Raw genomic sequence first — 14,233 nt, forward strand, 5'->3', positions numbered from 1 at the left:
GACGGGTGGGTTATGTCATCGTACGTGTCTGTTTCGCCGGAGGTTGTGGTTGCGGCGGCGTCGGATCTGCGCGCGATTGGATCGGCTGTGAGTGGAGCCGGTGTCGCGGCAGGGGTGTCGACGACTGCGGTGGCGGCGGCTGCCGGCGATGAGGTGTCGGCGGCGATCGCGGCGCTCTTCGGCGCTTATGGCCGGGAGTATCAGGCGGTCAGTGCGGCGGCAGCAGAATTTCATGCTCGTTTTGTGCAATTGATGGTGGGCGCCGGCGGCGCGTATGCGGGTATGGAGGCGACCACCGCGGCGTCGTTGCAGTCGCTGGAGCAGGCCGTTCTGGGTGCCATCAATGCGCCTACCAATGCGCTGCTGGGGCGGCCGCTGGTGGGTCCGGGCGTCGATGGTGCGTCAGGGTCGGGCGCTGCGGGCGGAGCCGGTGGGTTGTTGATCGGCCGTGGGGGTAACGGCGGGTCGGGGGCGCCGGGTCAGGCTGGCGGTGCTGGTGGGGCGGCAGGTCTGTTGGGTCCGGGTGGGCTCGGCGGCGCCGGCGGATTGGGTGCCGCTGGCGGTGCGGGCGGCAGTGGCGGCTGGTTGTGGGGTGCTGGTGGCGCCGGTGGTATGGGCGGGGTCGGCGGCGGCACCGGGGGCGCGGGCGGTGGTGCGTGGTTGTTCGGCCATGGCGGCGCTGGTGGTGCCGGTGGGTCCGGATTGGCGGGCGCGGTCGGGTCTGCGGGTGCGGCGGGCACGGAGTTTGCGGCCGGCGGCACCGGCGGATTGGGTGGCGATGGCGGCGCGGCGGGGGCTGGTGGCGACGGGGGCCGCGGTGGGCTGGTGTTCGGCAATGGCGGCGCCGGCGGTACTGGCGGTGTGGGCGGTCTCGGGGGTGCCGGTGGAGCTGGTGGTGCGGGATGGTCGGCGACGGCACCGGGTGGCACGGGTGGTGAGGGCGGGGACAGCGGCACCGGCGGGAACGGCGGCGCTGGTGGTGCCGGGGGCGCCGGTGGCCAGGGCCACGGGCTGTTCGGTCGGGCGGGGGTCAGTGGTTCGGGCGGCACCGGGGGTGCCGGCGGCAATTCGGGGGTTGCGGGTGACGGTGGGACCGGCGGGGCCGGTGATGCGCTGACTGCCGGTGGTGTGGGCGGGGTCGGCGGCGATGCCGGCGGTGCCGGTAGCGGTGGTGTAGGCGGGGTCGCGGGTGGCCCTGGTGCCGTCGCGGGCGCTGCGGGTGCGGCGGGGACAAGAGTGGCCGGCGGTCACGGTGGTGCGGGTGGTGCCGGGTTCAGCGCCACCGCTGTCGGTAGTGGTGATGGCGGTAATGGTGGTGCTGGGGGTGCTGGGGGTAGTCACGGCGATGGTGGTGCCGGTGGTGCCGGGGGTAATGGCGCCCCCGGTGCGGCTGGGGTGAACCCGACACCAGTGAACCCGGCGGCCAACGGTGTTGACGGCGACAATGCCCCGCCGTCAGGCACCGCGACGGCGGGCACCAACGGCGCCGATGGCGCGGTGCCCGGGCAGGCTGGCGGTAAGGGTGGTCAGGGCGGCGCTGAGGTGAGCAACGACGCCGAGCCCGGGGTGGGTAAGGCCGGCGGTGCTGGCGGCGACGGCGGTCTGGGGGCGGCCGGCGGAACGGGGGGTGCCGGCGGTGCGGGAGGCTCGTACACGGCGGGCCAGGCCACCGGGGGTACCGGTGGTGCTGGTGGGGACGGCGGTGCCGGGGTGGCCGGTCAAGCCGGTGGCGCTGGTGGCGCCGGTGGGGCCGGCGGGCTGGGTGGCGCGATACGCGGCGATGGCGGGGCCGGTGGGGCCGGCGGTGCGGGTGGTGTCGGCGGTGCCGGTGGCGCCGGAGCCGACGGTGGTGCCGGTGGGGCCGGCGGAGTGGGGCATTCCACCGATTTCCCCGGCATGGATTTGACGGGACCCTCGACCGGCGGTGACGGCGGTCAGGGGGGCTCCGGTGGTATCGGCGGAGCGGGCGGAGCCGGAGGTGCGGGGGGTGCCGGCGGTGTGGGTGGAGCCCATCAGGCGTCGGGGTATAGCAGCGGTTCTCATGGTGTTGGGGGCACCGGTGGGCAGGGCGGTACCGCCGGTGTCGGCGGCCATGGGGGGACAGGCGGCGCCGGCGGTGAAGGCGCCACTCTAGGCGGTAACGGTGGGGCCGGGGGGCTGGGCGGGGATGTGGGTGCGGTCGGCAAGGGAGGCGCCGGCGGTGACAGTGGCGGCGGCCAGTTCGGGGCGGCCGGCGCGGACGGTGAGTTGCCGACCGGGACCTCGGGTCATGGTGGGGCCGGCGGAGCCGGTGGTAATGCCACCAACCGCAGCCCGGGAAGCCTGCCTGGTGCGGGCGGCACGGGTGGTGTTGGCGGTGTCGGCGGAAACGGCGGCAATTTGGGTAACGGCGGCGCCGGAGGTGCTGGTGGTAGCGGTGCGGCCGGCTTGACCGGCGCAGACGGCATCAGCTACGGAGATTCGGGCGGCAATGGTGAGGCCGGCGGCGCCGGTGGGGCCGGCGGTGCCGGCGGCTTGGGTGGCGCGGTCCGCGGTGACGGCGGGACCGGCGGGCTCGGCGGTACTGGCGGCGGCGGTGGTGGCGGGGGGGCCGGCGTCGAGGGCGCGGCCGCCGACACAGCGGGTGGCGACGGGCAGAACGGCGGCAATGGGGGTGCCGGCGGGGCCGGAGGTGCCGGCGGGGCCGGCGGTAACGCCGGCGGCGTCGCTGCCGGTGGTTCGGGTAACGCAGGGATCAACGGCACCGGCGGAACGGGCGGCACCGGAGGCGCGGCAGGCACCGCCGGTGATGGTGGTGCCGGTGGTGCCGGCGATAGCGCGGTTCCCGATGGCGGACGCGGTGGTGATGGCGGTAGCGCGGGCGCTGTCGGCGCCGGCGGTGATGGCGGAACGGTTGGAAGCGGCGGTAGCGGCGGCAGCGACGGCGATACTGGCAGTGCGGGTGCGGCGGTGACCAGCGGTGGCAACGGTGGCCGAGGCGGCGACGGCGCCGACGGTGTCCACGGCGTGCTCGACGGCCAGGGCGGCAATGGCGGGGCCGGCGGTAACGGCGGGTCGGTGGGCAACGGCGGGCAGGGCGGGGCCGGAGGCGACGGTGCCGCCGGTAACGACGGCTCCTCCGGCGGCCCCGGGACCAGCGTCGCAGGCGGTGGTGGCACCTCCGGCGGCAACGGCGGCCAGGGCGGGGCTGGCGGTCTGGGTGGCGTGATCTCGGGTGACGGTGGGACCGGCGGGGCCGGCGGCCAGGGCGGGCGCGGCGGTAGTGGCGGCGATGGTGGTTCCGGCGCGGAGGGCAGCACGTTCAGCTCGGGTGCCCCGGGTGGGGCCGGCGGTGCCGGCGCCGACGCCGGCAACGGTGGGGCTGGGGGCGCTGGCGGCACGGCCCTGGGGTCAGGCAACGGCGGCGCGGGCGGTGCCGGCGGTACGGCCGGCTGGGGCGGATCCGGCGGGAACGGCGGGAACGGCGGCAACGACGGCCTCTTTGCAGAAGGGGCTTATGGCGGGTCCGGTGGTGTTGGTGGTAACGCCGGTAACGCCGGATACGGCGGCGCCGGTGGGGCCGGCGGAGCGGCCAACGGGTCCGGTGTTGGCGGGGCCGGCGGGGTCGGCGGTGCTGGGGCGGATGGCGGTGACGGCGGCTTCGGTGGCACCGGCGGGAGCGACGAAAGCGGTACCGGTAACGGCGGTAACGGCGGTGCCGGCGGCAATGCCGGAATCGGAGGAGGCGGCGGCGCCGGTGGCCGCGGTGGCGACTCCGCTGCCGGCGTCGCCGGCGATGGAGCCGATGGCGGCCAGGGCGGCGCGAGCGGGTTTAACGGCCAAGGCGGTTCTGGTGGCACGGGCGGCTATCTGGCGGGTAGCGACGGCGCCAGAGGGGCAAATGGTCAGTCGGCGGCCGGGGGCGCTGGGGGCGTCGGCGGCGACGGCGGAGATGGCGGGACGATCGGTAACGGTGGTCACGGCGGTGCAGGCGGGGCCGGCGGTAACTCTGCTGGTGGCGCCGCCGGAGGCGGCGGCAACGGCGGCCTGGGCGGTGCGATCTCCGGTGACGGCGGTACAGGCGGGGCCGGCGGCAACTCATCCGGTGCCGCCGGCGTTGGTGGCGCCGGCGGGCTCGGAGGCGACGCCAGGGTCGGCAACGGCGGTGCAGGCGGGGCCGGCGGTTACTCATCTGGTGGCGTCGGTGGCGTCGGCGGCAATGGCGGCGGTGGCGGTGCGAGCTCCGGTGACGGCGGTGACGGTGGCGCCGGCGGTGATGGCGTCGGCGGTGGTGGCGCCGGCGGGTGGGGAGGTGACGCCGGGTCGGTCGGCAACGGCGGCAATGGCGGCGCGGGCGGCAACGGCTCGGCCGGGGGTGCTGCCGGCGGTGTCGGCGGAGCCGGTGGCAACGCAGGTTCTATTGGCAACGGCGGGAACGGGGGTGCAGGTGGCAACGGAGCTGTCGGTACCAGCGGCGCGCAAGGCCCCGCCGGCGAGCCCGGCGGCCCTGGCGGCGTCGGCGGGGTGGGCGGTGCCGGGGGGGCCGGTGGCGCCGGTGGCTTGGGCGGCTCGTTCTCTGGTAACGGCGGCGACGGTGGTGCCGGTGGGGCTGGCGGCGGCGGCGGTGTCGGCGGTGTCGGCGGTGTCGGCGTCGATAGCTATTTCTTCGATAGCGGTGGCGACGGCGGTGCCGGCGGGACCGGTGGCAAAGGCGGTGTCGGCGGTGTCGGCGGCGCTGGGGGCGCGGCCTTCGGGTCAGGTAACGGCGGGGTCGGCGGTCGTGGCGGGGCGGCGGGGGATGGCGGTGCAGGCGGTGCCGGCGGTAACGGCGGTCACGCCTACCTCAGCGGCGGCGGCGGTACTGCGGGCGACGGTGGCACCGGCGGGATGGGCGGCACCGGCGGCGTCGGCGGAGTCGGCGGTGCGGCCCTCGATGGCACCGGCGGTGCCGGCGGCGACGGCGGCACCGCGGGCGAAGCCGGTGTGGGTGGCCACGGCGGTGACGGTGGAACCTCATTCGGTGCAGCCGGTGGTGACGGCGGTGTCGGCGGTACTGGTGGTGTCGGCGGTACCGGCGGCCAGGGCGGGCGCGGCGGCGACTCCGCCTTCGGCCTCGCCGGGGACGGCGGCACCGGCGCCGACGGCGCCGCAGGTGCCATTGGCGGCTTCGGCGGCCTGAGCGGCAACCACAACCCCGTGCAGGCCGCTGCGGGTATTGAGGGTGCCGGGGGTGTCGGCGGTGGCGGCGGCGACGGGGGCGACGGCGCCGGATGGGCCGGCCCGTCCGGTCACGGCGGCGACGGGGGCGCCGGCGGCGACGGTGCCGGCGGGGGCACCGGCGGTGCCGGCGGTAACGGTGGTGTGGTCGGCAACGGCGGCGATGGCGGGGCCGGCGGTAACGGCCAGACCGGTAGGTCCGGCTCGACAGGTACCACCGGAGCTGACGGGGACCCCGGCGGCCCCGGTGGGGGCGGCTACAACGGCTATGCCGGCGGCAATGGCGGTGCTGGCGGTGACGGCGGTTCGACTTCGGGGAACGGCGGGGCCGGCGGGGCCGGCGGCACCGGAGGCAACGGCGGCGATGGCGGGAACGGCGGCACCAGCTTCGGCATAGGCGATTCGGATCCCTGGACTGGCGTCGGTGGTGTCGGCGGTGGCGGCGGTAACGGTGGTATGGGCGGCGTTGGCGGCGCAGGCGGCCGGGCATGGGGGTCCGGCGACGGCGGGGCCGGGGGGGCCGGCGGCAGTGCCGGAGACGCCGGCAAGGGTGGCGATGGTGGCCACGGTGGCGACGCTCCGACGCAGTATGCAGTTGACGGCGCGCGCGGTGGCGATGGCGGGGTCGGCGGCATCGGCGGCACTGGTGGTCGCGGCGGTTCCGGTGGCGCGGCCAACGGAACGGGCACTGGCGGTGACGGCGGGTCGGGCGGCGCTGCCGGCCAAGGGGGCGTCGGAGGCAACGGCGGCGATGGCGGCATCGGTTCGGATTTCGATCCCCGTAGCCACGGCGGTGACGGCGGCACCGGTGGTAACGGCGGCACCGGCGGACGCGGCGGCGGCGGCGGTGACGGCGGCGACAGCCATGCAGGCCCGGGCGGTGACGGCGGTGACGGCGCCGATGGTGCCGATGGTGCGCGGAACGGCGACGGCGGCCAGGGCGGCGCCGCCGCAGGCGGTAACGGGAACTCCGGGGCGCCCGGTCATTATGGCGTCGGTGGCGCCGGTGGAGACGGCGCCGTCGGTGGCGTTGGCTTCCCCCCCGGCACCCCTGGCGAAGACGGTGAACACGGCGCGTAGTGAGTCTGCTTCCCAGTCCTCGAGATCCGACGGATGCGAGGCCACCAGCGTTGGGTCGCATACTTTCGGTGCGTGCCCACACCCAGCGGCCAGCACCCCGAGGCCGACCGCGACCCCATTGACGCACCTCGCGGTGATGCCGACCATCGCCATCACCGCGAGCACAGTAAACGCCAGCAGTACAGCATCGTGGGTAAGCGCATTGCGGACAACATCCAGTCGCGCACCTCTTGGTACGACGGATCTGCCAAGGCTTTTCGGGATAGGTAGAAGCCGCCCGGTGTCGGCGAAGTCGATGCTCAGGTTTTTCAGGAACGTCGACAGCTGGACGACCTGCGGGATGGTCTCCTCGACGGTCCTTTCCGCGGTGGGAACGAAAGATTGCAGCTGGTTCAAGGCGGATCGCAGTTGCGCGACCGTGTTCGGTGTTGAGGCGAAGATGTTGATGGTGCGGCCCGGCCCGTGTGCAGGCGGTTGTATGTGGTTGCGCGGACCATAACGTCGCTGCTCAACGGAGGCGTCAATTTCACTTAAATCGTTGCAGCGATGCGTAATCACCCGTCAGACGCGCGTGTTTGCAAACCCCGCCGCACAAGATACGGACCTAGTCCCGGGGAGTAGGACTAGGCCCGTTCGGCTGCGCCGCGCTTGACCGTTGCGACTAGCTGGGGTCGAAGCAGGTGTAGAACGTCTGCGTCGAGTAGTCGTAGCAGGTGTAGGTGCCGTACTCCGGCTGGTGTGTCGGCGCCGCGTTGGCGGTGCCAACGGAGACGAAGGTCGCCAGGCCGATGGCCGAGGCCAGCAGGGACATCCCGGCGAGGGCGCGGATGCGGGTGGTGAACATTGGTTCCTCTGTTTCGGGTCGTTGCGGTTGTTTCCGGCGTTTGCCGTTGGACAAAGAATCGCGACAGTGCCTTGGTGAAACCTTGTGGCTTTCTTGGCGCTACGGTGCAGCGGCGACTACCTGGGTCCACTTGCTGAGGGTCCAACTTCGGCGAAGCGTAGCGCTGGGGCGGTGTCTTGGATTACCGTCCCATTACCAGAGCGATGCAGCTTTGATCGGGGCCTACCATGTCGCAGACAGTGCTGATAACCGGAGCTTTCGGACTGGTCGGAGCCGAGACGGTCAGACGCTTCGCAGCGGACGGCTGGAGGGTGGTCGCCGCGGCGCATCGCCATGCCAAGGCAGTCTTTCCGCCGGGTGTCGAAACCCTTTGGGTCGACTTGACGGACCCCGGTCAGGTCGAGCGTTCGGTACCGCAGCTGTCACCGGATGTGATCGTTCACTTGGCGGCTGTCATCCCGCCCATGATCTACTGTGATGCCAGACTCGCCCGCAAGGTAAACGTAGGCGCCACAGCCAATTTGGTGCATACCGCCGAAAAGCTACCGAACCCGCCACGTTTCCTGCATGCGTCGAGCGTGGCCGTCTACGGTGCACGCAATCCCTACCGTCATTCCGAGCGGCTAAGCGTGGACACTCCTTTTCATCCGTGCGAGTTGTATGGGGGCCAAAAGGCCGAAGCCGAAGAAATAGTGCGGTTGTCGAGCCTGCCCTGGGTGGTGCTGCGACTCGGCGGCGTGCTGAGCGCCGACCCGACGGCCATGCCCTTCAGCCCCGAGAGCGTGTTCTTCGGCAGTGCGCTGCCCAATGACGGACGGGTGCACTGCGTCGATACCCGTGACGTCGCAACGGCATTCGCAACTGCCGCGCATGCGGACGTTATTGGAGAGATTTTCATGATCGCCGGTGACGACTCGAACCTGCTCCGGCATGGCGTCATCGCGCCGGCGTTGGCGGCCGCTCAGGGCATGCCCGGAGCGCCCCCGAAGGGGCGGGACGGCAACCCGAACGACGACCTCGGCTGGTTCCCCTATGACTGGATGGACGTGGCCCGAGCGCAGCAGGTGCTGCAGTTCCAACACCATTCGTGGCCGCAGTTGCTGGCCGACCTTCGCGCCAACACCGGGCGGAAGCGCTACCTGATGCGGCCGTTCGCCCCCGTGGCGCGCCAATTACTCCGACGACACGGGGCGTATCGTCAGGTGCCCGGGCAGTACGCGGATCCTTGGTCAGAGCTGGGCAAGAGGTTCGGCCCGACGGCGTGGGACACCGCAAAACTCGACTAGTGACTCGGCCGGGGTCTCAAAAGACGATGGTCTGGTTGTCGTGCACGATGACGCGGTCCTGGCAGTGCCAGAGCACTGCCCGGGACAACACCGCACGCTCGACGTCGGCGCCCACCCGCACCAGGTCATCGACGGTGTCGGTATGGCTGACGCGGACGACGTCTTGCTCGATGATCGGCCCCTCGTCGAGCACTTCGGTGACGTAGTGCGCGGTCGCCCCAACGAGTTTGACCCCACGTTCCCGTGCCCGCTTGTAGGGATTCGCACCGACGAAGGCCGGCAGGAACGAATGGTGAATGTTGATCAACGGACAACCCACGGCGGCGAGGAAATCTGGGGTGAGTATCTGCATATAGCGGGCGAGGATCACCAAATCCACGTTGCCGCTGAGCAATTGAAGCTGACGCTGTTCGGCTTCCGCGCGGGTGTCGCGGGTGGCCGGGATGTGGAAGAACGGTACCCCGAAGGGACGTACCCGCTCGGCCAGCTCGGGATGATTGGCGATCACCATGGCGACAGACATCTCGAGTTCGCCACGTCGGTTGCGCCACAACAGGTCTAGCAGGCAGTGGTCTTCCTTGGACGCCATGATCGCAACGCGTTTCGGCTTGGCGGCCTCGGTGAACCGGTAGTCGATGCCGAACTGGGCGGCGACGGTCCTACTGAACTCGCGTTCGAGTTCGTCGATGGCGGCAGTCAGGCCCGGCAGGTGAAAGATCGCACGCTGCAGAAACGTTCCATCCTCCGGTGCGGTGGAGTGCTGGTCCAGCGAAATGATGTTCGCACCGGCACCGGCCAGAAAGGCGCTGACCGCCGCGATGATTCCCGGCCGGTCGTGACAACGCAGCAGCAAGCGGCCGATATCCGCCGGCGGCGGGGGACCGGCCGGTCGCTGGGGAAAACTGGCAGGCTGGGTGGGCGTTGGCGACGTGGAGTTCGTGATGATGGCCTCCTGCCGGCGTTCGCAAGTTCGCAGGCCAGGATACCGCTGGTGGCGGCGTCCTTTTAAGCGGTCGTCCTGGTCCCGTCGCGCGGATGGATCCTGCTGCGACGGGTGCCGCTAGGGGTCGTGGTGCTCGTGGTGGGCCTCACGCGTTCCGTGGTCCCCATGGTCATGCGCCTGGTGGTCATGGTGGCCGTGTGCACCGTGGTTGTGTTCGGCATCCGGCGAGCCGCCCATCATGCGCAGCATCGGCATGCCGCCGGAAGTGAAGAACCGTGCCACCAGCAATGCGGCGATCACGAGGAAGGCGATGTTGAGCCAGGTGGTGTAGTTCCACGAGATGCCGGCACTCATGACCATGGCATTGCGCTGGCTGGGGATGAGACTCGCTGCGCCGAAGATCAATTCGATGAGATAGCCCGCCGCGACCATTGCGACATAGAAGGTGCCGAGCAGGGTCAGCATCATCTTGGTGCCGTAGTACTTACGGTAGATGTTCAGGATCGGCAGGATCAGCAGGTCGGCGAAGATGAATGCGATGACGCCGCCAAAGCTGATGCCGCCGTTCCACAGCACCGCGGCCAGCGGCACATTGCCGATCGAGCAGACGAAGGACACGATGGCCACGAATGGCCCGACGATTGGTCCCCACACCGCCGACCAGGATGGGTGATTGGCCAAAAAGAAGTCTTGCCAGAAGCTTTCGGGCACCCAAGCCGCGATGGCGCCGGCGATGAACAAGCCGATGACGAGGTCGCGCAGGATCGCCAGCCACTCCATGACGAAGACATGCGAGACCGAGGTGAACCCCGCCGGGGAGAACAGCCGCCGCCAGAACGACCCGTCACCCTTGATCGACATGTCCATGGCGGCATGGCCCTCCATCGAACCGGCGACGCCGCGCTCGGCCTGTTGGCGAGCCTCGTCGATGAGCCGGGTGCGTACGAACAGCCGGAACAAGACGGCCAACACGATGATCATGATCGGCCCAGCGACGAACTCCGCGGCGGTGAACTGCCAGCCCATCAGCAAAGCCAGGATGATGCCCAATTCCACCACCAGATTGGTGGAGCCGATCTCGAACGCCATCGCGGCAGTGAAGTTCGCGCCCTTGCGGAACAGGGAACGCGCCAAGGCCACCGCGGCGTAGGAGCACGACGACGACGCCGCGCCCAGTCCGGCCGCCAACGCCAGTGTGCGTGGCCTGTCGTCGCCCATCAGGCTCACGATCGTGGACCGCCGCACCACCGCTTGGACCACTGCCGACAGCGCGAAACCCAGAATCAACGCCCAAAGAATTTCCCACGTCATCGACCCCGTGAGCGCTAGAGCGTGCCCGAGGGCCCCCAACACCTTGTCCATCAGCTGGACCTTTCGTTGTCGCGTCGTCTTCCGGCGACTGATGCCCACCGCTGCGGGGCGTCTTCGGGGAGAAAATATACCCCCTAGGGGTATCAAGTCAAGCCAGTCGCGCCCGCGGCAGCCGCGGCTCTCTTATGTGTGGCGTCTAAGCTTGGCGCGCCCGCAGATGAGACGAGGTTTGCAACAGTGATGGAAAGACGAGCGACACCCATAGCGGTTCTAGCGGCACTCGGTGTGTTCCTGGCGCTTTGGCTATCCGGGTGCTCGTCGGAAAATCCGGAGTCCGAGGCGCCGCCAACCACGGGTACCACGGCCGACTCTCCGCTGATGACCGACGTCCGCCAGTCCGTTGAGTCGACCGAGGCGCTGACCAGCGCGCACCTGGCCGTTCGTTCATCCGGACAGGTGGACAGCATGCTCGGCATTACCAGCGCTGACGTCGATGTTCGGTCCAAGCCGCTGGCCGCGAAGGGTTCGTGTACCTACAACGGGCAATCTGACGTTCCCTTCCGGATCAAGGACGACACCATCTCGGTGAAACTCTTCGACGACTGGACCAATCTCGGCAACGTCTCCGACCTGTCGGCCTCGCACATGCTCGACCCCACCAACGGTGTGGCGAAACTGCTCTCCGGTGTGACCAACGTGCAGTCACAAGGCTCAGAGGTGATCGACGGCATTCCCACCACCAAGATCAACGGGACCCTGCCTACCGACACCGTCAAGATCTTGGATCCCGGGGCCAGGCAGTCCCGGCCGTCGACCGTGTGGATTGCCTCGGACGGTTCGCATCGCCTGGTCCGGGCCTCGGTGGACCTCGGGTCTGGGTCCGTGGAGGTCACGCTGTCCAAGTGGAACGAGCCGGTCAATACCGACTAATCGGTAGTCGGTTCCGCCGGGGACGCCGGGGACGCCGGGGCAGTTACCGGGACCGGGCGCCAGGCCGCCAGGCCGACGTGTGCCACCGCCGCGAGTGCGGTGAGCCCGATCAGCAAGACAACACCCAGCTGACCTAGGGCGCTGGACACACCGCCCGACACCGCCACCAAGCCGACGCCGAATATCACCCCAACCCCGGCCAGCGGCGCGACGGCCCGCCGGGCCGGTACGGCAACGAGGTAGGGGATACCGCATGCCGCGAGGACAACGAAGGACACCAGCGCCACCGAGACGTGCAGGTCCCGATGCAGCAGGGTTTGCAGCACGAAGGCCGAAACGCCCAGCGCCGCCAGGCCGGCGGCCAGTACCCCAAGGCCCACCCCGACGCCGGTGACGGCGCCTCGCCATGCGCCGACCACCGCGGCCACGGCGAGCAGCGTCGCGCCTAGCAGCACGCCATCGTGGACGAGCGCGCTGCGGACGCTCGCGGCCATTGCGGCGGCGCCACCCAGCGAAAGCTGACTGTCCAGCAGGCTGCCGTACTTGGTCGTGCTTTCGATCGCTGCGTCGAATTGCTGACCGCGCGTTGCCGCACTCAGGTCGAGTCTTGTGCCGTCGGAATAGACGAACAGGCGGGTCGCTGTGCCGTCGGCGGAGAACATCCACTTGCGCACGTTTTGGTAGGACGGGTCAGCCAACGCCTTGCGGGAAAGGTAGAAACCGCCCTCACCGGTGTCGGCGAAGTCGATGCTGAGGTTCTTCAGGAACGCCGACAGCTGGACGACCTGGGGGATGGTCTCTTCGACGGTCCTCTCCAGGGTGGGGACGAAGGATCGCAGCTGATCCAACGCGGAGCGCATTTGCGCGACGGCCTGGGGCGTGGTGGCGAAGACGTTGACCGTGCGGGCGGATACCCCGGCTATGCGGTCCGCTCCGTCGGACAGCACTCGCACATCGTTGACCACGCGGTCCAGGGGATCCATGACCTTGCGTGCGGCCGAGCACAACGCGTCGGCGGGGCAGTTCTGGACGCCGCCGGTCCAGTCGCGGATCGGATCCAGATAGCCCGACACTTCCACGGTGGTGTCCTTGATGTCACGCGTGCCAGAGAGCACCACGTTGATGGCTCGCTGCAGTTCAGACAGCCCGCCGAGACCGGCATTCAGGGTGGTCTCCACCTGGTCGACGGCGCCGCTCACCTGATCGACGACGGAAGCCAGCGTCTTGATCGCGTTCACCTGCGGTACGAACGTCACGGCCTGGCGATCCAACTGCTCGCCCAGCCTGCCCGCGGCCGACGCCAGCGAGGCGTCCGTCCACGGGACACCGCCCGGCCACGCCGCCGACTGCACCCTGCGGACGCCGGGGATCTCCATCAGCCGATGGCTCACCTTGTCGATGGCGATAAGCCCCGCGGGGTCCCGCAGGTCTTGGTCGGCTTTGAACACGATGACGTCGGGCAACGACGTCCCGGGGACGAACTGAGCGCGATTCGTCAGGGGTGGGTTGTCAGCGACCCCCCAACGCAGCCCCAACAGGGGCAGGGCGCAGATCGCCAGCGCCAGGGCGGTGGCCACGGCAGCCCGCGGAGCCGACAGCCGGGACACGAGGCCCCCGGCCGGCGCCGGAGCCTGCTCAGGCGGGTCTTGCACCCCCGCGAGCCCGCGCAGGCTGGGCAACAGGGTCAATGAAGTCGCAAGTGCCACAATGACACTCAGTGCAGAGATGCCGACGCTGTGCAACGCCGGCGTCCGGGCGAGCAGCATCGGCGCGGTCAACATCGCGACGCCGACTCCCGGAAGGGCCATCGCGCGCCGACCGACCAACAGGGCGGATGCGGTGATCGTGCCCATCGCCAGCACGGCCGCCAAGGTCACCGCGAACGGTGACAACAACGCAAACCTGGTCACTACGATCAGCGGCCACGCCACCGCGAGTGACACCCCGATGGTGAGCAACGTGATCCCCGCCCCGACCAGCGACCGTCGCGCCAGCAGAACCAGCAGCACGGCGCCTACCGCTGCCGCGACCGCGATGGCCGCACCCTGCCAGGCGTTCATCCGCAGCGGCATGCTGGTCGTGGTCGCCGGGACCGTGATGCGGGCGCGCAGCCCCGAAGTCGGCGGCAGCTTGCTCACCACCGAGCGGGCGGCGGCAAGCGATTCCCGCGCCTGCGCCGTGCCGGCCTGCCCCTTCAACCACAGCATCGCGACGCCGGACCGGCCGTCGGCGCTGGTTCCCATCGGCGCGGTCAGCGGATCCGACCACCAGTCGACCACGGCGCCCACGTGGGCCGTGTCGGCGCGCAAGGCGCTGACGGCCGCGTCGTAGTAACGCTGATCGGCCGGTCCCAACGTGTCACGGCCGTCCAGCACCAGGTAGGCGATGGCGTCAGTGCCGGTGCCCGGGAACGCCTGGGCGATCCGAGCCGTCGCGGCGGCCGTCTGGGCGTCATGCGGGACCAGCGCCGAGCCGGCGTCAGCTTTGGTCGACGTCAGCGCCAGCAGCACGTTCGTGACCACGGCCACCGCGATCCAAGCAGCCACGATAAGGAGGTTGACGAGCCGAGGTGACCTATGGCTGTCGTCGGCTGGCACGCTCGTGATGGTACTGACAGGAGCCCCCGTCGAGGGTGTTTTTGAA

8 protein-coding genes are annotated in these 14,233 nt (G+C 70.4%); 4 read left to right on the forward strand and 4 right to left on the reverse strand.

What is annotated here, in order from left to right; translation table 11 throughout:
- Nucleotides 1-12: 12 nt before the first annotated feature.
- Together G6N68_RS08170 and G6N68_RS08175 are read left to right on the forward strand one after the other, a co-directional pair.
- Complete coding sequence (locus G6N68_RS08170; protein ID WP_163710189.1) at nt 13-6,276, forward strand: PE family protein; 6,264 nt, start codon at nt 13-15, stop codon at nt 6,274-6,276.
- Between the two features lie 72 nt (nt 6,277-6,348).
- Nucleotides 6,349-6,546 carry a hypothetical protein gene (locus G6N68_RS08175; RefSeq protein ID WP_163710192.1) on the forward strand — a complete coding sequence of 66 codons (198 nt, stop codon included), beginning with the start codon at nt 6,349-6,351 and terminating at the stop codon, nt 6,544-6,546.
- A 391-nt stretch (nt 6,547-6,937) separates the two neighbouring features.
- On the opposite strand, the gene G6N68_RS08180 is transcribed toward G6N68_RS08175, so the two are convergent.
- The gene (locus G6N68_RS08180) at nt 6,938-7,120 is read right to left on the reverse strand and encodes a hypothetical protein (protein ID WP_163710195.1); all 183 of its coding nucleotides are present in this window, start codon (nt 7,118-7,120) and stop codon (nt 6,938-6,940) included.
- 227 nt (nt 7,121-7,347) lie between these two features.
- On the opposite strand from G6N68_RS08180, the gene G6N68_RS08185 reads away from it, so the two are divergent.
- Nucleotides 7,348-8,406, forward strand: a complete 1,059-nt coding sequence (locus G6N68_RS08185; RefSeq protein ID WP_163710198.1) for an NAD-dependent epimerase/dehydratase family protein — start codon at nt 7,348-7,350, stop codon at nt 8,404-8,406.
- A 16-nt stretch (nt 8,407-8,422) separates the two neighbouring features.
- Here the strand turns inward: G6N68_RS08185 and purU are convergent, their stop codons facing one another.
- A complete protein-coding gene (gene purU / locus G6N68_RS08190; RefSeq protein WP_163718342.1) occupies nt 8,423-9,352 on the reverse strand; it encodes a formyltetrahydrofolate deformylase in 930 nt (309 codons plus the stop codon).
- A gap of 114 nt (nt 9,353-9,466) precedes the next feature.
- The gene (locus G6N68_RS08195; protein ID WP_163710200.1) at nt 9,467-10,711 is read right to left on the reverse strand and encodes a permease; all 1,245 of its coding nucleotides are present in this window, start codon (nt 10,709-10,711) and stop codon (nt 9,467-9,469) included.
- A 189-nt stretch (nt 10,712-10,900) separates the two neighbouring features.
- Here G6N68_RS08195 and G6N68_RS08200 point away from each other — a divergent pair, with 189 nt between their 5' ends.
- Nucleotides 10,901-11,590: an LppX_LprAFG lipoprotein gene (locus G6N68_RS08200; RefSeq protein ID WP_163710204.1), complete on the forward strand. Its 690-nt coding sequence runs from the start codon at nt 10,901-10,903 to the stop codon at nt 11,588-11,590.
- Here the strand turns inward: G6N68_RS08200 and G6N68_RS08205 are convergent.
- Nucleotides 11,587-14,136 (reverse strand): MMPL family transporter, encoded by a 2,550-nt coding sequence (locus tag G6N68_RS08205; protein ID WP_275899953.1) that lies wholly within the window; start codon nt 14,134-14,136, stop codon nt 11,587-11,589. The genes G6N68_RS08200 and G6N68_RS08205 overlap by 4 nt on opposite strands.
- Nucleotides 14,137-14,233 lie beyond the last annotated feature (97 nt).

The organism is Mycobacterium bourgelatii, from assembly GCF_010723575.1.
Taxonomy (GTDB): Bacteria; Actinomycetota; Actinomycetes; order Mycobacteriales; family Mycobacteriaceae; genus Mycobacterium; species Mycobacterium bourgelatii.